We start from the raw sequence: 19973 nt of genomic DNA on the forward strand, positions 1-19973 counted from the left end.
CGGGCCTCGCTCGCCCCGGCCTCGGACCTCAAGACCACCGAGGCACAGCCTCATCCTTGAGCTGCTGCCGGAGCAGGTCGTAGTCCGGCACCACGCTCTCCACCGTCTCCCAGAACCGGTGCGAGTGATCCATCACCCGCAAATGCGCGAGCTCGTGCGCGACCACATAGTCGATCACCGGCAGGCGAAAGTGGATCAGGCGCCAGTTCAGCCGAATCGACCCATCGACGCTCGCACTGCCCCACCGCGTGGCGGCATTCGACAGCGACAACTTCTGCCAGCGCACGCCGAGCCGCGGCGCGAAGTGGTCGAGCCGTTCGATGAAAAGACGCCGCGCCTGGCGCATGAGCCAGGCCTGGGCCGCATCGCGAATCTGCGAAGCTTCAGCGTTCTGCGCCACGGCCAGCCGCAGGATGCGCGGACCGCGGCCGTCGTCATCGCCCGAGTCGAGCGTGCCGCCGACGCTTGCGAAGCCGTGCTTCGGATCGAGGCGGATCACGACCGTTTCGCCCATGAACGGAAATTGCGCGCCATCTTTCCAATCGATGCGCGTGGCCTCGACGCGCGCGTGGCGCTGCCGCGTTTCGAGCAGCTTGCGCAGGATCCAGTCGGACTTTTCCTTGATGGCGGCATCGACGTCGCGCAGCGTGACCCAGCGCGGCGCACGCACCGACAGTCCTTCGGCGCCGACCACGAATCCGATGGTCTTGCGCTTGCCGCGCTTGAACTCGTAGGCCACGCGCGCCGAACCCAGCACCGCTTCGCGCGTGGCCTGCGGGTGCACGAAGCTCGCAAGCGTCAGCGTGTCGCGCAGCGGAATGGCGGGCAGTGCGGGGCCGGTGTCATCGGACGAAGGCGGCGCCGCGACGGGCGGCGCGGCCTTCTTCTTGACCTTTCGGGTCCGCGGCAGAGGCGGCTTGGCCGGCGCAATCTCGTTGCCCAGCCCTTCGAACAGGTCCATCGTGAACTGAAGCAGTCCCCGCATGTCGGGCTCTTTTCTTTCTTCTTCAGCCCGCTTCTTGCGGCACCTGCAGCGGCGGGCTGTCGCGGTAGGCCTCGGGGTCGAGCCGGCGCATCTCGGATTCAATCCAGGCCTCGACTTCGCGCATCAGCTCGTCGGGCTTGCGGCCGATGCTGGGAATGGCTGGGCCGATCGACACGTCGACCACGCCGGGGCGCTTGATGAAGGCCTTGCGCGGCCAGACCTTGGCCGAGGTGACAGCAACGGGAATCACCGGCACGCCGGTTTCGCACGCGAGCCGCGTGCCTCCGCTCTTGTAAGTGCCCTTCTGGCCGCGCGGAATGCGGGTGCCTTCGGGAAACATGATGATCCAGATGCCTTGCGCCAGCAGCTTGCGGCCCTGGTTCACGACCTTGTTGAAGGCCTGCGCGCGCTGGCTGCGGTCGATGTGGATCATGTCGAGCCGGGCCATCGCCCAGCCGAAGAAAGGCACGTAGATCAGTTCCTTCTTGAACACGAAGGCCAGCGGATGCGGCATCAGCGTGGGCATCAGAAAAGTCTCGAAGGTCGACTGGTGCTTGACCAGCAGGACCGCGCCTGCGAGCTTGTCGGAGGGCAGGTTTTCCATGCCCGTCACGCGGGTGCGGATGCCCAGCAGCACGCGCGCGCCGCCGATGGCCCAGCTGAGCCATTGCACCGCCATCCAGTAGAGCGGAATGCCGCGCTTCCAGAGCGAGCTGACGCACATGATGATGCCCCAGGGCACGACGGTGACGAGCATCCAAAGGGCATGGAGCACGGAACGGATAAACGCCATCAGACAGCCACCTGCAGTGCGGCCTGCGCTTCGCGCGCAAGCAAGAAATCGACAAAGGCGGCCAGGTTCTCGTGAACCATGGTGTTCGCCGGGTATTCGGGGGGCAGCGGATCGACGCCGCGACAGGCCGCGCCCATGCCGGTGAGCAGCAGGTGCGGCTCGCAGCCGGCCGCCGCGCCGGCCTGCAGGTCGCGCAGGCTGTCGCCCGCGGTGGGCACGTCTTTCAGGTCGATGCCGTAGCGGTCGCCGATCTGGCGAAACAGGCCCGGCGCGGGCTTGCGGCAATCGCAGCCTTCGTCGGGGCTGTGCGGGCAATAGAAGACCGCATCGACCCGCCCGCCCACGGCCGCGAGCATCTTGTGCATCTTGGCGTGCATGGCGTTGAGCGACGCCATGTCGAACAGGCCGCGCCCGAGGCCCGACTGGTTGGACGCGACCACCACGTGCCAGCCGGCATGGTTGAGCTTGGCCACGGCCTCGAGCGCGCCGGGCAGCGGCGTCCACTCGATGTCGCTCTTGACGAAATCTTCGCGGTGCACGTTGATCGTGCCGTTGCGGTCGAGGATGACGAGTTTCATGGCGTTGGTAAAAAAGCCCGTGCTGCGCTTCAGGCTGCCAACCGTTCGAGTTGCGCCACGCGGTTCATCGCGACGTGCAACGACATCAGCAAGCCCAGCCGGTTGAGGCGAAGGTCGGCCTGTTCGGCATTGACCATCACGCCGTCGAAGAAGGCATCGACCGGCTCGCGCAGCGCGGCCAATGTCTGCAGCGAAGCGGTGTAGTCGCCGGCGTCGAACTGCGCATTGGCGGCGGGCACGACCTCGGCCATGGCGGCGTGCAGCGCCTTTTCGGCCGGCTCGTGCAGCAGCAGTTCGCTCACGTGCGCATCGGCTTCGGGCGCTTTCTTGAGGATGTTGCCGATGCGCTTGTTGGCGGCGGCCAGCGCGGCCGCGGCGGGCAGCGCGGCGAAGGCCCGCACGGCCGCCAGCAGCTTGGGCACTTCGCCCAGGCGCTGCGGTTGCGGCGCGAGCACGGCGTCGACTTCTTGCGCGCTGGCGCCCTGCTCGCGCAGGCTGCCGGCCAGCCGGTCGAGAATGAAGTCCTGCAGCAGGGCCGTGGCCTTGCCGGCGTCGAAGCCGTCGATGTCCTTGAACTGCGCGGCGGCATCCTGCAGCAGCGCATCGAGCTTCAGCGGCAGGTCCTTCTCGATCAGCATGCGGATCACGCCGAGCGCATGGCGGCGCAGCGCGAACGGGTCGCGGTCGCCGGTCGGCAGGTTGCCGATGCCGAACATGCCGACCAGGGTTTCGACCTTGTCGGCCAGCGCGACCACGATGCCGACTCTGTGGCGCGGCAGGTCGTCGCCGGCAAAGCGTGGCTTGTAGTGGTCCTCGATCGCGTCGGCCACTTCGGCGGAGAGGCCGTCGTGCAGCGCGTAGTAGCGGCCCATGGTGCCCTGCAGCTCGGGAAACTCGCCGACCATGTCGGTCACCAGGTCGGCCTTGGCCAGCTGCGCCGCCTGCACGGCGTGCGCGGTGAGCGTGGCGTCCCCCAGTGGCGCCGCAATGGCGCGCGCAATGCGCATCACGCGCTCGACCCGTTCGCCCTGGGTGCCGAGCTTGTTGTGATAGACCACCTTGCCCAGCGATTCGACACGCGAGGCCAGCGACTTCTTGCGGTCCTGGTCGAAGAAGAACTTGGCGTCGGCCAGGCGCGGGCGCACCACGCGCTCGTTGCCGCCGACCACCGCGCTCGCATCCTCGGGGCTGATGTTGCTGACGACCAGGAACTTGTTGGTGAGCTTGTTCGATGCGTTGAGCAGCGGAAAGTATTTCTGGTTGGCCTTCATCGTGAGGATGAGGCACTCCTGCGGCACTTCGAGAAACTCGCGCTCGAAGCTGCAGACCAGCACATTGGGCCGCTCGACCAGCGCCGTCACTTCGTCGAGCAGCGCGTCGTCGTCGATCGGCACGGTGCCGCCGCCGACCCGCACGGCCGCGGCAGCGAGCTGGCGCGCGATCTCGGTGCGGCGGGCCTCGAAGCTCGCGATGACCGCACCGTCGTCCTGCATCTGCAGCGCATAGCTGTTGGCGTCGCGCAGCACCACCGGATCGACGGCCGCTTCAAAACGGTGGCCGTGGGTTTCGCGGCCCGCATGAAGACCCAGCGCCTCGACCGGCACCACGGTGTCGCCGTGCAGTGCCACCAGGCCGTGCGCGGGGCGCACGAAGCTCACGCTGCTCCAGCCCGGCAGCTCGCAGCCGGTTTCGAGCTGGTAGCTCATTACCTTGGGAATCGGCAGCTTGGCGATCGCTTCGGCCAGCGCCTTTTGAAGGCCTTCGGCCAGAGTTGCGCCCTTGGCAGTGCTTTCGTAGAACAGGGCTTCGGCCTTGCCGTCCAGCGCGCGCTTGAGGCCAGGCACGGCCGAGGCGTCGGCACCCAGCGCGGCCAAGCGCTTGAGCAGCGCGGGCGTGGGCTGGCCCGAGGCATCGAGCCCCACGGCCACGGGCATGAGCTTTTGCGACACGGCCTTGTCGGCGGCGCGCTCGGCCACGTGCGTGAGGTGCGCGGCCAGGCGGCGCGGCGATGCGTAGGCGGTGAGCACAGCCCCCGCCTCGGCGAGCCCCTGCGCCACGAGCTGATCGCGCAGCACGCCGGCAAAGGCGTCACCGAGCTTCTTCAAAGCCTTGGGTGGCAATTCCTCGACAAACAGTTCGACAAGAAGGCTGGCAGACGACATGGCTCAGAGGGATAGGACGAAAACTGCGCCGTGGACGGCGCCGGTCACGGGCACGCAGCGATGCGGCACCGTGGAAGGGAAAGAAAAGAAGCAGGGGCGGCTCATGCGGCAACGGCCCCATTGTGGCGGCGCTCCATGGTGCGGCGAGCCATCAGCGCGAGCACCGCTGCCACCAGCAGCGGCGCCCAGACAGTGAACATCTCGTTGAGCAGCACCTGCGCGCCGCGTGGCGAGAAGAAGCGCTTGAGCGCGATCGGCGACACCTCGATGGGTCGCCACGGGCTGAAGTAGCGCACGTCGCTGAACGGCCAGAAGAAGGCGATGCCGATGCCGCCGTTGGTCAGCATGTCCAACAGCGGATGCGACACGGTGCACAGCGAAATCCAGGCCCAGCCGGTCGCGCGGCGCATGCCCCAGCGCGGCGCGAACCACCAGCCGGCAAGGCCGAACACCAGCGCGAACAGCAAGGTGTGCGTGAAGCCGCGGTGTCCGCTCATGCCGCCATAGGCGATGCCGAGCTTGAAGGCCAGGCCGTCGAAGTCGGGCACGATGGACGCGAGCATGCCCGCAAGCAGCGCCGCGACCGGCACGCGACGCGTGCCCAGCGCAATGGCTGCGCAGACGGGAACGGCGACGTGGGTGAAGACGGTGGGCATGGGGCAGTTTCGGCAATGGCCTGACCGGTCAGGCGGCCTTCTTCGGCGGCATCTGCGCGACCCACTCGCGCGGCGCCATCGGGAAGCCCAGCCGCTCGCGGCTTTCGTAGTAGCTCTGCGCCACGCTGCGCGCGAGGTTGCGGATGCGGCCGATGTAGGCCGCGCGCTCGGTCACGCTGATGGCGCCGCGCGCGTCGAGCAGGTTGAAGCTGTGCGCAGCCTTGAGCACCTGTTCGTAGGCCGGCAGCGCGAGCTGCTCGGTCATGAGGTGCTTGGCCTGCTTCTCGTGCGCCGCGAAGGCGGTGAACAGGAATTCGGCGTCGCTGTGCTCGAAGTTGTAGGTCGACTGCTCGACCTCGTTCTGCTTGTAGACGTCGCCGTAGCTGAGGCCTTCGGTCCACGTGAGGTTGTAGACGTTGTCCACGCCCTGCAGGTACATGGCCAGGCGCTCGAGGCCGTAGGTGATCTCGCCGGTGATGGGCTTGCAGTCGATGCCGCCGACCTGCTGGAAGTAGGTGAACTGGGTCACCTCCATGCCGTTGAGCCAGACCTCCCAACCCAGGCCCCAGGCGCCGAGCGTCGGATTTTCCCAGTCATCCTCGACAAAGCGGATGTCGTTCTTCTTCAGGTCGAAGCCCAGCGCCTCCAGGCTGCCGAGGTAGAGCTCCAGGATGTTGCTGGGCGCCGGCTTGAGCACCACCTGGTACTGGTAATAGTGCTGCAGGCGGTTGGGGTTCTCGCCATAGCGGCCGTCCTTGGGGCGCCGGCTGGGCTGCACGTAGGCGGCCTTCCAGGGCTCGGGGCCGAGCGCGCGCAGGAAGGTGGCGGTGTGCGAGGTGCCCGCGCCCACTTCCATGTCGTACGGTTGCAGCAGCGCGCAGCCCTTGTCGGCCCAGTACGACTGCAGTTTGAGAATGATTTGCTGGAAGGTCAACATGAAGCGGGCCGGCGTGACCGGGCGTTGGACGGTAGCGCGGCGGTTCACCGCGAAAGCAGACGATTTTACGGTCGGAGGGCAACTCTCCCACAGCCGGCCGGGATGCCGGCCGCCGGCGCGGCGCCGCGGGGCGTGGGATAACGACCTGCCGGTTGCGCGCGATCTCTTCTCGATCGCCTCGCAATTGCCTTTTTCAAGTCTTTCCGAGCTTCTCCGAGCCCCTACCCCGGTCTCCCGCCCTCGTCCCGCAGTCTTGCACGAGCCCGCGAGCCGGCCCCGCCTTTCTCCGTTTCATACAGACATGCCAGCGCCCCGCATCGGTCCGAGTTCCCCGCTATTCATCGTCCTCAATGCCGGCTCCGGCAGCGCGGATGCCGCCCAAACCCGCCGGATCGTCGAGGAGGGCTGCGCCGGGGCGGGCCGCCGGCACCGCATCTTCGTCGTCGACGAACGCGCCACGGTGCAGGCGCTGGCGCGCGAGGCCGTCGAGCGCGCCCGCGCCGTGGGCGGGGTGGTGGTGGCCGCGGGCGGCGACGGCACCGTCAACGCGGTGGCGCAGGCCACGCTCGGCAGCGGGCTGGCCTTTGGCGTGCTGCCGCAGGGCACCTTCAACTATTTCAGCCGCACCCATGGCATTCCGCGCGACACGGCAGAGGCGCTGCAGGTGCTGTTGACCGGTCAGCCCCGGCCGGCGCAGGTGGGGCTGGTCAACGACCGCGTCTTTCTGGTGAATGCCAGCATGGGCCTGTACGCCGAACTGCTGGAAGACCGCGAAAGCTACAAGGCGCGCTATGGCCGCAGCCGCTGGATCGCGTTCTTCGCCGGCCTCCTCACCGTGATGCGGGGCCACCGGCACTGGAACCTGCGCATGGCCTGGCGCGGCCAGGAGCGTGACCTGCGCACGCCGACGCTGTTCGTGGGCAACAACCCGTTGCAGTTGCTGCAAGTCGGCATCGAACACGCCGATGCGCCTGAAAACGGGCAGCTGGCCGCCGTGGCGCTGAAACCCGTGGGAGTGCTTGCGATGCCGGAGCTCCTGGTGCGCGGTGCCCTGGGCCGGCTCGGCGGCGCCGACGAGGTATTGAGCTTTCCGATCGAATCGATGACAGTGAAAGCCAGCCGTTCGCACGGCCCGCGCCGCGTAAAGGTGGCAACGGACGGCGAGATCGCATGGGCCGAGATGCCGCTGCTGTTCCGCGTCTCGCCCGAGCCGCTGTGGCTGGTGCGGCCCGACACCGCGCCCGAACTGGAAGCCGCCAAGGAATGAGCTGCCTGCTTCAGATCTCCGACACGCATTTCGGCACGGAACGGCCCGAGGTGGTGGAAGCGCTCGAACGGCTTGCGCATGTCTTGTCGCCGCAGGTGGTAGTGCTCTCCGGCGACATCACGCAGCGCGGCACGCGCGCGCAGTTTTCGGCGGCGCGCGCCTTCGTCGACCGGCTGAACGCACCGGCGGTGATTGCCATACCGGGCAACCACGACATACCGCTTTTTCAGCTGGGGGCACGGCTGTTCGCGCCGTATGAAAGATACGCCGGCGCATTCGGCACCGACCTGGAGCCGGTCTTCGAATCCGCCGAATGGCTGGTGGTCGCGGTCAACACCACGCGCTGGTACCGGCACGCGCACGGCGAGGTTTCATCCGCGCAGATCGAACGGGTGGCGGCACGGCTGGCGGCCGCTTCGCCCGATCAGCTTCGCGTGGTGGTCACGCACCAGCCGGTGATGGTGACGCGGCAGGAAGACATGCAGAACCGGCTGCACGGGCGCGAAGCCGCCGTCGCGAGCTGGTGCGCGGCCGGCGCGGACCTGATCCTCGGGGGGCACATCCACCTGCCGTTCGTGCGTTCATTGCACGACGCCTACGCCGGCTGTCCACGCACGACCTGGGCGGTGCAGGCCGGCACGGCGGTGTCGTCGCGCATGCGTGCGGGGCATCCCAATTCGGTGAACGTGCTGCGGCCGGGCGACGCCGAAGACGGCCGCACCTGCCAGGCGGAGCGGTGGGACCATTCAGCCGCGGACAAAGCCTTCGTGTGCGCCAAAGTATTGCAGCTCCCGCTTGCCAGCGCCGCGGCACCCGCTTAGGGTGCGCGGCATGTTGACGGAAGCCCCTGCCCTCGTTCTTCTTGCACGCCAGCTCGGCGAGCATTCCCTTGCGTGGTTCGCATGCGTTCTCGCCCTTTCGGTGTTCGGCGCCGGCGTGGCCTGCCGGGCATGGCGGCAACGCCGCGCCCGGACCTTGCCGACGGGGGAACCGGAAGAACCGCGGCTCGCGGCCGCGCTGGCGATGGGCTTCCTGGTGATCCTCGGCGCGGCGAGCCTGGTGGCGTACATCGCGTCGAAGCTCGGCGACGGACGCCTGCTCGGCCTGGCCGACCAGGCACTGGCCGACGCCATTGGCGACCACGTGCCCTGGGCGGCCCTCGTGGTTTTCAGCTGGCTCACGCACCTGGGCGACGCCGAACTGCTCGCGCCGGTGTGCCTGATGGTGGCCTTGCTGCTATGGCGTAAGGCACATCATGGTCTGGCGCTGGGCTGGGTGATGGCGCTCGGAGGCATCGTGCTGCTGAACCCCGCCCTCAAGCGCATCTTTGCACGGGCGCGGCCGCTGCACGACCATGGGCTGGCGCTGGAAACGAGCTTCAGCTTTCCGAGCGGCCACAGCGCGGGCGCGATCGTGAGCTACGGCATGCTGATGTACTTGGCGCTGCGCCTGTTGCCGGCGCGCTGGCATGTGCCGGCGGCCATGGCGGCTGCGGCCGCCATCGTCACCATTGCGTGCAGCCGCGTCTTCTTGCAGGTGCATTTCGCAAGCGACGTGGCGGCCGGCCTGCTGACCGGGCTCGCCTGGCTGCTCGTGTGCGTGAGCAGCTTGGAATACGCGCGGCACCGCAAACGGCGTGCCGCGCGCTAGCGGAGATCAATACTCCCAGAAGATGCGCTGGAGTTCTTTCGTGTCGCTCGTCTTCGTCAGGGCGACCATCGCCAGGATGCGCGCCTTCTGCGGACGCAGGTCGTGCGCCACCACCCAGTCGTACTTGTCGTCGGGCTGCTCGGCATTGCGGATCACGAAGCCGTCGGCCACGCGCGAACTGCGGATGATGATGGCGCCATCGGTGCGCGCCTTCTGCAGGTTCGGCACGATGCGGTTGGCCACCGAGCCGTTGCCCGTGCCGCCATGGATGATCGCCTTGACGCCGCTCTTGGAGAACGCGTCGATGGCCGTGGACGATACGCCCTCGTAGCCCATGGCAATTTCGACCGGCGGCAGCGCATTGATCGCGTCGATGTCGAATTCCGAAGCCATGGTGTGGCGCTTGACCGGCGCGCGGAACCAGTAGTTCTTGCCCTCGACCACCATGCCGAGCGGGCCCCACTGGCTCGAGAAGGCGCTGGTCTTGACGTTGACGTTCTTGCTCACGTCGCGGCCGCTGTCGATGTTGTCGTTCATCGTCACGAGCACGCCCTTGCCGGCCGCGTCCTTGCTGCCTGCCACGCTGACCGCGTCGTACAGGTTGAGCGCGCCGTCGGCCGAAAGAGCCGTGCCCGGGCGCATCGAACCGACCACGACGATCGGCTTGCTGGTGTGCACGGTGAGGGTCAGGAAGTAGGCGGTTTCTTCCAGCGTGTCGGTGCCGTGGGTGATGACGATGCCGTCCACGTCGGCTTGCTTGGACAGCGCGGAAACGCGCTTGGCGAGCGTCAGCAAATTGTCGTTGGTGAGGCTTTCGGAAGCGACCTGGAACACCTGCTCGCCGCGCACGTTGGCGATCTTGGAGAGTTCAGGCAGGCCGGCAATCAGCTTGTCCACGCCGACCTTGGCGGCCGCGTAGGTGGCGCTGTTCACGGCCGAGGCGCCCGCCCCCGCAATGGTGCCGCCGGTGGCCAGGATCACCACATTGGGCAATGCCTGCTGGGCTTGCGCTAGGGCGCTGGCCGCGAGCAGTGCGGCGCCGGCCGCGAAGGCCCTGAAACGGGGAGAAAGGTACATGAGGGAACTCCTTTGTCTTGAACGAATTTCTGGAAGCGGCGAAAAGATACATGAACCATGCCCGCATGCCTTGGTCTTCCATGCCGGCATGGCATGCGGTGATGCGCCAAGGATTACCATCGGCTCGCGCACCGCCGCAAATCCCCATGCAATGAACGCCGATCCCACCGCCCCTCCCCGCACCACAGCCCAGGAAATGCCCGCCCCCGATGGCCCGCTGTCGCGCGCCCGTCCCGGCCGCGAGCGCATCATGGCGGCCATCCGATCGGCGGCGGTCACCGAGTTCAGCCTGCATGGCCTGAAGGGCACCTCGACACAGGCCATTGCCGCCCGCGCCGGCCTGACCAAGCCCCAGCTGCACTACTACATCGCCGGCAAGGAAGAGCTCTACGAAGAGCTGCTGATGCAGGTGCTGCATGCCTGGAAGGTGGTGTTCTCGTTCGAGGACGCCAGCGACCCGGCCACGGTGCTGGGCGACTACATCCGCAAGAAGCTCGACCACGCCTTCGACAACCCGGAGATCTCGCGCATCTTCACGCGCGAAGTGCTCGACGGCGGTCGCAATCTCGACCGCTACTGGCCCAATGCCAGGGCCTGGACGCAGAAGAAGGTCGACGTCATCAACGGCTGGATCGCACGCGGGCAGATGCGCCCGCTCGACGCGCGCCTGCTCCTGATGCACATCTGGGCCATGACCCAGAGCTACGCCGACTACGCGATACAGACGCGCGTGATGCTCGGCCTGCCGCCCGACGCACCCATCGATCGCGAGCCGATTGCGCGCGAGCTGGTGGCTTTCGTGCTGGGCGGCTGCGGGATCAAGGCTTAGCCTTTTGCAGCGCCTCGCCGAAGGCGCCGATCACGATGCCTCGGCCTCCCAGGCGCGGCCGTTAGGATCGGCCAGCGCGAGCCGCATCGCCTCGATGAAACGGCGCAGACGCGCTGGCTGGAAGCGCGCATGCGGATAGACCAGATAGACGGGCAGCGCCGCCACCTGCCATTGCGGCACGAGCTGCACCAGCCGGCCGTGCGCGACGTCGTCCTTCATGAGCCAGGCCGAGCCCATGCAGGCGCCCACGCCCATGAGAGCTGCGCTTTGCAGGGCATAGAGGCTGTCGGTGCTCATGCGTGGTCGGATTTGCACCCGCGCGGTCTCACCGGTTGGCGGGTGCGAGAGCAGCAGCTCGTTGCGGTAGAAGGTGCGCAGCGCAAGCCACGGCAGCTCGGCCAGCTCTGACGCATGCTCGGGCGGCGCCCGACCGGCCAGCACCGACGGTGCCGCAACCAGCACGCGGGGCACCTCCGAAAGCTTGATGGCCACGGCCATGCTGTCGGTGATCTCGCCGACCTGAACCGCGCAGTCGACGCCTTCGGCAATGAAGTCGGGCCGCCGGTCGCTCAGCAGCCATTCGACGGACACCCGTGGGTAGGCGCGCAGGTAGCCGGCCAGCGGGCCGACCAACAGAAGCTGGCCCAGCGCATGCGGCACCACCACGCGCAGCATCCCTTCGGGCTCGTCGCCCACGCCGCGAATGTCGGCCTCGAAGGCTTGCCAATCGGCAATCAGCTCCCGGGCACGCTCATAGCAGCGCTCGCCATCCTCGGTGAGCTTCATGGCGTGCGTGGACCGACGCAAGAGCCGCACCCCCAGCGAGCGCTCCAGGGCCTGCAACCGCCGGCTCACGGTGGGCTGCGTCGCGCCCATCTGCTGGGCGGCGGCCGAGAGGCTGCCGGCCTCGACGATGTGGACGAAGGTCTGCATCAGCTCTATGCGATCGGCGGCGGCGGGGGAAGGATTCGGCATGGCGGCCTGCTTTATACGTGGTGCGTATAGACATTGTGCAATTCAAAGGGCTACCAAGCCCTTTCTCTTGGGGGCACATTTCAACCCTTGCCAGATAGTTAAGGGTTAACACCATGTCTTCCATTCAATCAGCGCATGCAAATGTAGAAAGCGCCGCTGCGGCGGCACACGATCTGCCGGCGTCCCTGGTCCTGCTGCTGGCCACCGCCGCCGGCTTGTCCGTGGCTTCGCTTTATTACGCCCAGCCCATGCTCGGCGTGCTGGGGGCCGACATCGGCGCCTCTGCCAGGTCGGTCGGCTTCATTCCCACGCTCACGCAACTGGGCTACGCGCTCGGCATCCTGCTGCTGGCGCCGCTTGGCGACCGATTCGACCGGCGCCGCATCGTGCTGGCCAAGGCGGCCGTCTTGTGCGCCGCGCTGTTGGTGGCCGGCGCCGCGCCGTCGATCGGTGTGCTGCTCGCGGCCGGCCTCGCGATCGGCCTTGCGGCGACGATGGCGCAGGACATCGTGCCCGCTGTCGCCACGCTGGCGCCCGAAGCCACGCGCGGCAAGACGGTCGGCACGGTGATGACGGGGCTGCTGCTCGGCATTTTGCTATCGCGCGTGGTGAGCGGCTTCGTGGCCGAGCACTTCGGCTGGCGCTCTATGTTCATTGCGGCGGCGGCCAGCATCGCGCTCATCGGCGCCGCCGCCTGGCGCGGGCTGCCGCGCTTCAGGCCCACCACGCACCTGGCCTACGGCGCGCTGCTCGGTTCGCTGGCCACGCTGTGGTCGCGCCACGGCACGCTGCGCCGTGCGGCGCTGGCCCAGGCGCTGCTGGCGGTGGGCTTCAGCGCGTTCTGGTCGACGCTGGCGGTGATGCTGCACGGGGAGCCCTTCCACCTGGGCAGCGCGGCGGCGGGCGCCTTTGGCTTGGCGGGCGCAGCGGGCGCGCTCGCGGCGCCGCTGGCCGGACGGCTGGCCGACCGGCGCGGGCCGGAACTGGTGACGCGCCTCGGCGCCGGGCTGGTAGTGGTGTCGTTCGCAGCCATGGGGCTGGCACCGCTGATGCTGCCGCATGCGCAGCTCTGGCTGCTGGCGCTCGCCGCCGTAGGCTTCGACCTCGGCATGCAGGCGGCGCTGATCGCGCACCAGACGATCGTCTACGGCATCGAGCCCGGCGCGCGCAGCCGACTCAACGCGGTGCTGTTCACCGCCACGTTCATCGGCATGGCGGCCGGCTCGGCGCTGGGCGCGCTGGTGCTCGCCCAATGGGGCTGGGCTGGCGTGACGTGGTTGGCAACCGGCACGGCCGCCTCTGCGCTGGCGGTACGGCTCTGGCCACGGGCCGCCTTTGCCGCCATGGGCCACAGCGCCAGCAGCAGCTTGGGATAGGTGGCACTGAAGGCCGATGAGTGGGTCATGGAGTTGGAACGGTGCGGCTTCAGGCGGTGGCGGAAATGACTTCGTCGATGTGCGCGTCGTTCGTGGTTTCGGGCCGGCTGCGTGTTCGGCTGCGCCGCCCGTCGATGGCCACGGCGGCTTCGCCATGCACCGTCACGCGCCGCACCAGGCGCGGCTGGTTGCCGTAGTCGTTGATCGCAAAGTGCTGCGTGGCGCGGTTGTCCCAGATCGCCACGTCGTCCTGCTGCCAGCTCCAGCGCACCGTGTTCTCCAGGCGGGTCACGCGGTTCTGCAGCAGCTCGAAGATGCGCGCCGACTCGCTGCTCGACAATCCCACCAGCTTCTTCACGAAATGCCCGAGCAGCAGCGCGCGCTCGCCCGAGACCGGGTGCACGTGCACCACCGGATGCTCGGCCTCGTACACCGCCGAGACGAACACATTGCGGTGGTGGCGCAGGCGTTCTTCCTCCAACTGCACGCGGTCGGCGCCATAGTCGTAGTCGTTGCTGTGCACGGCCCAGAGCTGGTCGGCCAGTTGCTTCAGCTGCGCGGGAAGGCGCTCGTAGGCCAGGGCGGTGTTGGCCCACACCGTGTCGCCGCCGTAGGCGGGAATCTTCACGCCGCGCAGGATGGAGATCTTGGGAAAGGCATCGACGAAGGTCACGTCGGTATGCCAGGAATCGGCGCGTCCGCCGCCTTTGGAGGCGTCGAGCTCGAACAGCTTGGTGCCCGTGGGCGACGGCACCGTGGGATGCGCCACCGTGCGGCCGAAGCGCGCGCCGAACGCCTGGTGCGCGGCGTCGTCGAGATGGTCCTGCCCACGGAAGAACAGCACCTTGTGCTTCACCAGCGCTGCATTGAGCTGCTCGATCACTTCCCGCGACAGGTCGGCGGACAGCTTCAGGTTCTGCACCTCGCCGCCGATGTGGCCCGCAATGCGGCGGATGCGCAGGTCGCCGAAGCTCGTATCGAAGGGCGTCGTGGAGGCGTTGTCGCTCATCGGGGGAATCTCCTGTTCGTGTCGCTGGAACCGGCAAGGCCGGAGGCCGCCGATTCTCAGCGTGCATGTGGCTGCCCCCAACGAATGAGTCCGTGTTTCGACATGCGCAAATCTTCTATGAAGGACGGTGCGTAGAACCACCCCGACACCGGCCGATCCCCACTCCGGTGCATCCGGACTGGCACGTCGCTTGCATAACCTGACCACTTGCTCTGATTAAGCGGTCAAATTCATGCGCGTGCTCGTCGTCTACTGCCATCCGGTCGAAACCAGCTTCCATGCGGCTCTGCACCAAGAGGTGCTGAAAAACCTGCGCGCGGCCGGGCACGAGGTGGACGACTGCGACCTATACGCCGAGGGCTTCAACCCGGTGCTCTCCCGCGAGGAGCGGCTGGGCTACCACGACGTGCCGAACAACCAGCTGCCGCTCAAGCCTTATGTGGAGCGGCTGCAGTGGGCCGAGGGCATCGTGTTCTGTTTTCCAACCTGGTGCTTCGGCCTGCCCGCGATGCTGAAGGGCTACTTCGACCGGCTCTTCATGCCCGGCGTGGCCTTCGACATCAGCGACCCCGCCAACGTGAAGCCGATGCTCACGCACATCAAGCGCATCAGCGCCGTGGTCACTTACGGGCGCCCGCGCTGGATGGCCTGGTACATGGGCGACGCGCCGCGCAAGATCGTCACGCGCTACTTGCTGCGGCTCACCGGCCGGCGCGCCCGCGTGGACTACCACGCCCACTATCACATGAACGTGGCGACCGAGCCCCAGCTCAAGCGCTTCTTGGAGCGGGTGGGCACCGCTATGGGGCGCTTCGCATGAAGGCGCCTTCGCTGCTCGGAAACGCGCGCCTGCCGCGCTGGCTGCTGCCCGCCGACTGGCCACAGCACGATGGCGCGCCGGTACTCGCGCACATCGCACTCGAAGCCGGCCGCGTGCAATCGGTGCGGCCAGCGTCCACTGACGACGCCGCGCTTCCGGCCAACGGCTGGGACTTGGCCGGCACGCTCGTACTGCCGGGCTTCGTCGACGCCCACACGCACCTTGACAAGGCCTTCACGCTGCCGCGCATGAAAGAGGTGCAGCCGGGCCTGCTCGGCGCCATCGACGCGATGCTGAACGACCGCGTGCACTGGAGCGCCAGCGACGTGCACAAGCGCGCCTCGCGCGGGTTGCAGTGGGCCTGGGAGTGCGGCACCACGCATGTGCGCACCCATGTCGACTGGTGGGAGCCCGATACGGTGCCGCTGGCCTGGCCGGTGATGGCCGAGCTGGCAGAGGAATGGGCGGGCCGGGTGCGGCTGGAGCAGGTCAGCCTCATCAAGCTGCCGCTGTTCGAAGACGCGGCACAGGCCATGCGGCTCGCCAGGCAGGTGAAGGCCACGGGGCCGCATGCGCTGCTCGGCGGCTTCGTGCACTCCACCAACTGGAGCGAAAACGCGCTGCGCAACCTGCTGGTGTCAGCGCAGGCCTGCGATCTGGACGTCGACCTGCACGTCGATGAAGAACTGAATCCCTCTGCGGTCGGCTTGCAGACCACCGCTCGCATCCTGCGCGAGATCGGCTTCGAAGGCCGAGTGGTCTGCGGCCACATCTGCGCGCTGGCGGCGCAGCCCGAGGCTCAAGCCTTTGCCACGCTCGATGCGGTGGCGCGCGCACCCATCACCGTGGTGTCGCTGCCCGCCACCAACCTGCTGCTGCAGGACGCCGTGACGGGCCGCACCCCGCGCCTGCGTGGCATCACGCTGGTGAAGGAAGCGCGCGATCGCGGCATTCCGCTGCTGTTCGCGAGCGACAACGTGCAAGACCCGTTCTGCCGGCTCGGCAGCTTCGATCCCGTCGAGGCGCTGGGCACGGCCGCGCTGGTGGCGCAGCTCGACGAGCCTTTCGACAACTGGTCGCAGGCATTGTGCCGCGGCGACTGGCTGCAGCGCGCTCCCGCCACGACGCCGCCCACGCTGGTCGGAGCCAAGGCCGACCTGGTTCTGTTCACGCAGGCCGATCGCCATGGCTGGCCCTCGCGCTCCGCCACGCGCGTGGTGCTGCGCGAAGGCCGCGTGACGCACGGCGATGCCGCGCCCTTTCTTCTCCGCTAACGCACAAGGACACCCCATGCTCCACGGCTACATCCCGCCCCACCGCTTCCTGCCCTACCTGAGCTGGACCGAAATCGCCGCGCTGCCCGACCGCGAGAACACGATCATCGTGCTGCCCTGCGGCGCCATCGAGCAGCACGGCCCGCACCTGCCCTGCTCGGTCGACAGCGTGATCGCCTCGGGCGTGATGGGCAAGGCGCTAGAAAAACTGCCGGCCGAAGTGCGCGCCTTCGCACTGCCGACCATCACCTACGGCAAATCGGAAGAGCATCTGCACTTCCCGGGCACGATGACGCTGACCGGCACCACGCTGCTCTCGACCGTGACCGAGATCGGCGAATCGGTCTACCGCGCGGGCTTTCGCAAGCTGCTCTTTGCCAACGGCCACGGCGGCCAGCCGCAGGTGCTGGAGATGGCGGCGCGTGAACTGCGCCTTAGGCACGGCGACTTCGTGGTGGTGCCGCACGGCGTGTCGCGCCTGCCGAATGCATCGAGCAAGCAGATCAGCGACCAGGAAAAGCGCCTGTCGATGCACGCCGGCCATTCGGAGACCGCGCTCATGCTCGCGCTGGCGCCCGACACGGTGCACATGGAGCGCGCGGCCGCCAACTTTCCGCCGCCCTTCCCGATCAAGCTGCTGTCGGCCGACGGCCGCCCAGCCTGCGCATGGACCGCGCGCGACTTCGGCCCGAGCGGCGTGATCGGCGACCCGACCAGCGCCACGCGCGAGCAGGGCGAAGAGATCCTGGACACGCTTTCCGACAGCTGGGTGCAGGCGCTGACCGAACTGCATGCGCTGCGCTGGGTGGTGCGCGAGGAAGCCACCTGGGAACGGGGCCACCAGCAAGGCTTCATCCAGCAGTCGTTCCAGCCCGCCTGAGGCGCGCTACTTGCATCGGTTCATCGGCTTTTTTCAACTGTTCTTCCACCCGACACGAGAGGTTCCCAGCATGCGTTCTTTCGCTCTTTCCATTGCCGGCGCCGCCGCGCTCGCACTGCTCGCCGCCGCCGCTCCGGCCCAGGCGCAGGACAAGTTCACCTACATGACCAACTGGTATGCGCAGGCCGAGCACGGCGGCTTCTACCAGGCGGTGGCGCAAGGCATCTACAAGAAGTACGGCCTCGACGTGACCATCAAGATGGGCGGCCCGCAGGTCAACATCACGCAGATGATGGCTGCCGGCCAGGCCGACTGCATCATGGGTTCGAGCGACATCCAGATGATGCAGGTGCGCGAAGGCGGCGTGCCGGTGGTCAACGTGGCGGCCTTCTTCCAGAAAGACCCGCAAGTGCTGATCGCGCACGACGACGTCAAGAAGTTCGAAGACCTCAAGGGCAAGACCCTGCTGATCGGCGCGCAGGCCAATCGCGGCTACTGGCCGTGGCTCAAGGCCAAGTTCGGCCTTACAGACGAACAGACGCGGCCCTACACCTTCAACATTCAGCCCTTCGTGGCCGACAAGAACGCGGCGCAGCAGGGCTACCTGACCTCGGAGCCCTACGCGATTCAGAAAGCCGGCGTGAAGAGCACGGTGCTGATGTTCAGCGACCACGGCTTTCCGGCGTACGCCACCACGGTGTCGTGCATGGAAAAGACGGTGAAGGAGCGCAGCAAGCAGGTGGAAGCCTTCGTGAAGGCCTCGGCCGAGGGCTGGAAGAGCTACCTTGCCGACCCCGCGCCCGCCAACGCGCTGATCAAGAAGGACAACCCCAACATGACCGACGACCAGCTGGCCTACAGCGTGGCCAAGCTGAAGGAAATGGGTATGGTCACCGGCGGCGACGCGGCCAAACTCGGCATCGGTGTGATCACCGATGCACGCTCCAAGGCGAGCTACGACTTCCTGGTGAGCGCAAAGCTGCTCGACCCGGCGAAGGTGGAACTCGCGAAGACCTACACCACGGAGTTCGTCAAGGACGCCAAGGTCCTGCCCTGAGTCTCGCGCCATGAATCGCATCGAGCCCCACACCCTCGCCCCGCCCATGGCGCCCGCCGTGCCAGCGGTGGAAGTTCTATCGGCCGAGAAGACTTATCCCAACGGCACGCAGGCGCTGTTGCCGGTGGATCTTTCGATTGCCGAAGGCGAGTTCGTCACGCTGCTCGGGCCCTCGGGCTGCGGCAAGAGCACGCTGCTCAAGATGGTGGCGGGCATGCTCGAGCCCAGCGACGGGCGGCTGCTCGTCTGGCGCAAGCCCGTCGCCGAGATCCACAGCTGCCCGCACAAGCTGTCGTTCGTATTCCAGTCGGCCACGCTGATGCCGTGGGCCAGCGTGCGCACCAACGTGCGGCTGCCGCTGGATCTGGCCGGCGTGCCGCGCAAGGAGGCCGACGCGCGGGTGATGGAGTCGCTCGCGCTGGTGGGGCTGGAGAAGTTTGCAGATGCGTTGCCGCGCGCGCTCTCGGGCGGCATGCAGATGCGCGTGTCCATCGCACGCGGGCTGGTGACGCAGCCCGACCTGCTGCTGATGGACGAGCCCTTCGGCGCGCTCGACGAGATCACGCGCCACAAGCTCGATGCCGACCTGCTCGACCTGTGGCGCAAGAAGAAGCTCACGGTGATCTTCGTGACGCACTCGATCCATGAGGCGGTGTTTCTTTCGACCCGCGTGGTGATGATGGCCGCGCGGCCGGGGCGTGTGGTGGAGCAGTTTCATATCGACGAGCCCTATCCGCGCACGCCCGACTTCATGGTGACGCCGGAGTTCGCGCGCCATGCCAAGCGCCTGCAGGACAGCTTGCTGCGTGCGAGTCAGGGCGACGAGGAGCATGCGCAATGAAGAAGAGCCAGCCCCTTCTGAGCCAACCGCGCGTGCAGCGCGTGCTCTATCCCGTGCTCATCGGCGTGGTGCTGGTGGCGCTGTGGCAGTGGATGGTGGTCGCGATGGAACTGCCGCCCTACCTGGTGCCGTCGCCCTTCCTCATGGTGCAGACGCTCGTCACCGACTGGGTGCCGCTCGGCAATGCGCTCCTGGTCACGCTCAAAATCACGGTGCTGTCGTTCGCGCTGGCCACGGTCGCGGGCGTGCTGATCTCGTTCCTGTTCGTCCAGAGCAAACGCATCGAGACCGCGCTCTTCCCGTATGCGGTGCTGCTGCAGGTCACGCCGATCGTCGCGGTGGCGCCGCTCATCATCATCTGGGTGAAGAACCCGGTGGCCGCGATGACGGTGTGCGCCGCGCTGGTGGCGCTGTTTCCGATCATCAGCAACACCACGCTGGGCCTGCGCAGCATCGACCCCGATCTGCAGAGCTACTTCAAGCTCAACCGCGCCACGCGCTGGCAGCAGCTGGTGCGGCTGCGCATCCCGAGCGCGCTGCCGTACTTCTTTGGTGGGCTGCGCATCTCGAGCGGCCTGGCGCTGATCGGCGCGGTGGTGGCCGAGTTCGTGGCCGGCACCGGCGGCTCGGGCGCGGGGCTGGCGTACCAGATCCTGCAGGCCGGCTTTCAGCTGAACATTCCGCGCATGTTCGCGGCCCTGCTTCTGATCTCGCTGACCGGTGTCGCGCTGTTCGTGCTGATGGCCTGGCTCACCAAGGTGGCGCTGGGCTCATGGCACGCGAGCGAACTTTCCCAGGATTGAAAAC

General features: G+C 67.6%; 20 protein-coding genes. 11 read left to right on the forward strand and 9 right to left on the reverse strand.

Annotation, left to right across the window (positions count from 1 at the left end; genetic code table 11):
• Positions 1–28: 28 nt before the first annotated feature.
• The 6 genes from BLR24_RS11920 to glyQ all read right to left on the reverse strand — a co-directional run bounded on the left by BLR24_RS11920 (position 29) and on the right by glyQ (position 6111).
• Entirely contained in the window at positions 29–985 is a 957-nt protein-coding gene (locus tag BLR24_RS11920) for a M48 family metallopeptidase (protein ID WP_254787249.1), read from the reverse strand.
• A 22-nt stretch (positions 986–1007) separates the two neighbouring features.
• Positions 1008–1778 (reverse strand): lysophospholipid acyltransferase family protein, encoded by a 771-nt coding sequence (locus BLR24_RS11925; RefSeq protein WP_093017023.1) that lies wholly within the window; start codon positions 1776–1778, stop codon positions 1008–1010.
• Entirely contained in the window at positions 1778–2356 is a 579-nt protein-coding gene (gene gmhB / locus BLR24_RS11930; RefSeq protein ID WP_093017025.1) for a D-glycero-beta-D-manno-heptose 1,7-bisphosphate 7-phosphatase, read from the reverse strand. The genes BLR24_RS11925 and gmhB overlap by 1 nt, the downstream gene beginning before the upstream one ends.
• 29 nt (positions 2357–2385) lie before the next feature.
• Positions 2386–4518 carry a glycine--tRNA ligase subunit beta gene (glyS, locus tag BLR24_RS11935; RefSeq protein ID WP_093017027.1) on the reverse strand — a complete coding sequence of 711 codons (2133 nt, stop codon included), beginning with the start codon at positions 4516–4518 and terminating at the stop codon, positions 2386–2388.
• Between the two features lie 101 nt (positions 4519–4619).
• Positions 4620–5174: a metal-dependent hydrolase gene (locus BLR24_RS11940; protein ID WP_093017029.1), complete on the reverse strand. Its 555-nt coding sequence runs from the start codon at positions 5172–5174 to the stop codon at positions 4620–4622.
• 28 nt (positions 5175–5202) lie between these two features.
• Entirely contained in the window at positions 5203–6111 is a 909-nt protein-coding gene (glyQ, locus tag BLR24_RS11945) for a glycine--tRNA ligase subunit alpha (RefSeq protein ID WP_093017376.1), read from the reverse strand.
• Between the two features lie 301 nt (positions 6112–6412).
• Between glyQ and BLR24_RS11950 the strand changes: the two genes are divergently transcribed.
• Genes BLR24_RS11950 through BLR24_RS11960 form a run of 3 tightly spaced genes read left to right on the forward strand, consistent with a single transcriptional unit; the run spans position 6413 to position 9028 of the window.
• A complete protein-coding gene (locus tag BLR24_RS11950) occupies positions 6413–7378 on the forward strand; it encodes a diacylglycerol/lipid kinase family protein (protein WP_093017030.1) in 966 nt (321 codons plus the stop codon).
• Complete coding sequence (locus tag BLR24_RS11955) at positions 7375–8199, forward strand: metallophosphoesterase family protein (protein ID WP_093017032.1); 825 nt, start codon at positions 7375–7377, stop codon at positions 8197–8199. The genes BLR24_RS11950 and BLR24_RS11955 overlap by 4 nt, the downstream gene beginning before the upstream one ends.
• A 10-nt stretch (positions 8200–8209) precedes the next feature.
• A complete protein-coding gene (locus BLR24_RS11960; RefSeq protein WP_093017378.1) occupies positions 8210–9028 on the forward strand; it encodes a phosphatase PAP2 family protein in 819 nt (272 codons plus the stop codon).
• A gap of 6 nt (positions 9029–9034) precedes the next feature.
• Here the strand turns inward: BLR24_RS11960 and BLR24_RS11965 are convergent, their stop codons facing one another.
• Positions 9035–10105, reverse strand: a complete 1071-nt coding sequence (locus tag BLR24_RS11965; protein WP_093017034.1) for an asparaginase — start codon at positions 10103–10105, stop codon at positions 9035–9037.
• A 151-nt stretch (positions 10106–10256) separates the two neighbouring features.
• On the opposite strand from BLR24_RS11965, the gene BLR24_RS11970 reads away from it, so the two are divergent.
• Positions 10257–10934 carry a TetR family transcriptional regulator C-terminal domain-containing protein gene (locus BLR24_RS11970; protein WP_175543255.1) on the forward strand — a complete coding sequence of 226 codons (678 nt, stop codon included), beginning with the start codon at positions 10257–10259 and terminating at the stop codon, positions 10932–10934.
• A 30-nt stretch (positions 10935–10964) separates the two neighbouring features.
• On the opposite strand, the gene BLR24_RS11975 is transcribed toward BLR24_RS11970, so the two are convergent.
• Positions 10965–11909 (reverse strand): LysR family transcriptional regulator, encoded by a 945-nt coding sequence (locus BLR24_RS11975; RefSeq protein WP_093017036.1) that lies wholly within the window; start codon positions 11907–11909, stop codon positions 10965–10967.
• Between the two features lie 113 nt (positions 11910–12022).
• Between BLR24_RS11975 and BLR24_RS11980 the strand changes: the two genes are divergently transcribed.
• On the forward strand, positions 12023–13285 hold the full coding sequence (locus BLR24_RS11980; protein WP_093017038.1) for an MFS transporter: 1263 nt from the start codon (positions 12023–12025) through the stop codon (positions 13283–13285).
• Between the two features lie 49 nt (positions 13286–13334).
• Here BLR24_RS11980 and BLR24_RS11985 read toward each other — a convergent pair whose 3' ends face one another.
• A complete protein-coding gene (locus BLR24_RS11985; RefSeq protein ID WP_093017040.1) occupies positions 13335–14294 on the reverse strand; it encodes a TauD/TfdA dioxygenase family protein in 960 nt (319 codons plus the stop codon).
• A gap of 232 nt (positions 14295–14526) precedes the next feature.
• Here BLR24_RS11985 and BLR24_RS11990 point away from each other — a divergent pair, with 232 nt between their 5' ends.
• The 6 genes from BLR24_RS11990 (at position 14527) to BLR24_RS12015 (ending at position 19969) form a co-directional block, all read left to right on the forward strand.
• A complete protein-coding gene (locus tag BLR24_RS11990) occupies positions 14527–15114 on the forward strand; it encodes an NAD(P)H-dependent oxidoreductase (RefSeq protein WP_093017042.1) in 588 nt (195 codons plus the stop codon).
• Complete coding sequence (locus tag BLR24_RS11995) at positions 15111–16388, forward strand: amidohydrolase family protein (protein ID WP_093017044.1); 1278 nt, start codon at positions 15111–15113, stop codon at positions 16386–16388. The genes BLR24_RS11990 and BLR24_RS11995 overlap by 4 nt, the downstream gene beginning before the upstream one ends.
• 16 nt (positions 16389–16404) lie before the next feature.
• Positions 16405–17268 (forward strand): creatininase family protein, encoded by an 864-nt coding sequence (locus tag BLR24_RS12000; protein ID WP_093017046.1) that lies wholly within the window; start codon positions 16405–16407, stop codon positions 17266–17268.
• A gap of 70 nt (positions 17269–17338) precedes the next feature.
• Complete coding sequence (locus tag BLR24_RS12005) at positions 17339–18325, forward strand: ABC transporter substrate-binding protein (protein WP_093017048.1); 987 nt, start codon at positions 17339–17341, stop codon at positions 18323–18325.
• Between the two features lie 10 nt (positions 18326–18335).
• Positions 18336–19166 (forward strand): ABC transporter ATP-binding protein, encoded by an 831-nt coding sequence (locus tag BLR24_RS12010; protein ID WP_093017050.1) that lies wholly within the window; start codon positions 18336–18338, stop codon positions 19164–19166.
• Positions 19163–19969, forward strand: a complete 807-nt coding sequence (locus tag BLR24_RS12015) for an ABC transporter permease (RefSeq protein WP_093017052.1) — start codon at positions 19163–19165, stop codon at positions 19967–19969. Before BLR24_RS12010 ends, BLR24_RS12015 begins: the two co-directional genes overlap by 4 nt.
• Positions 19970–19973: the final 4 nt, after the last annotated feature.

It is taken from the genome of Variovorax sp. OV700, from assembly GCF_900099805.1.
GTDB lineage: Bacteria > Pseudomonadota > Gammaproteobacteria > Burkholderiales > Burkholderiaceae_C > Variovorax.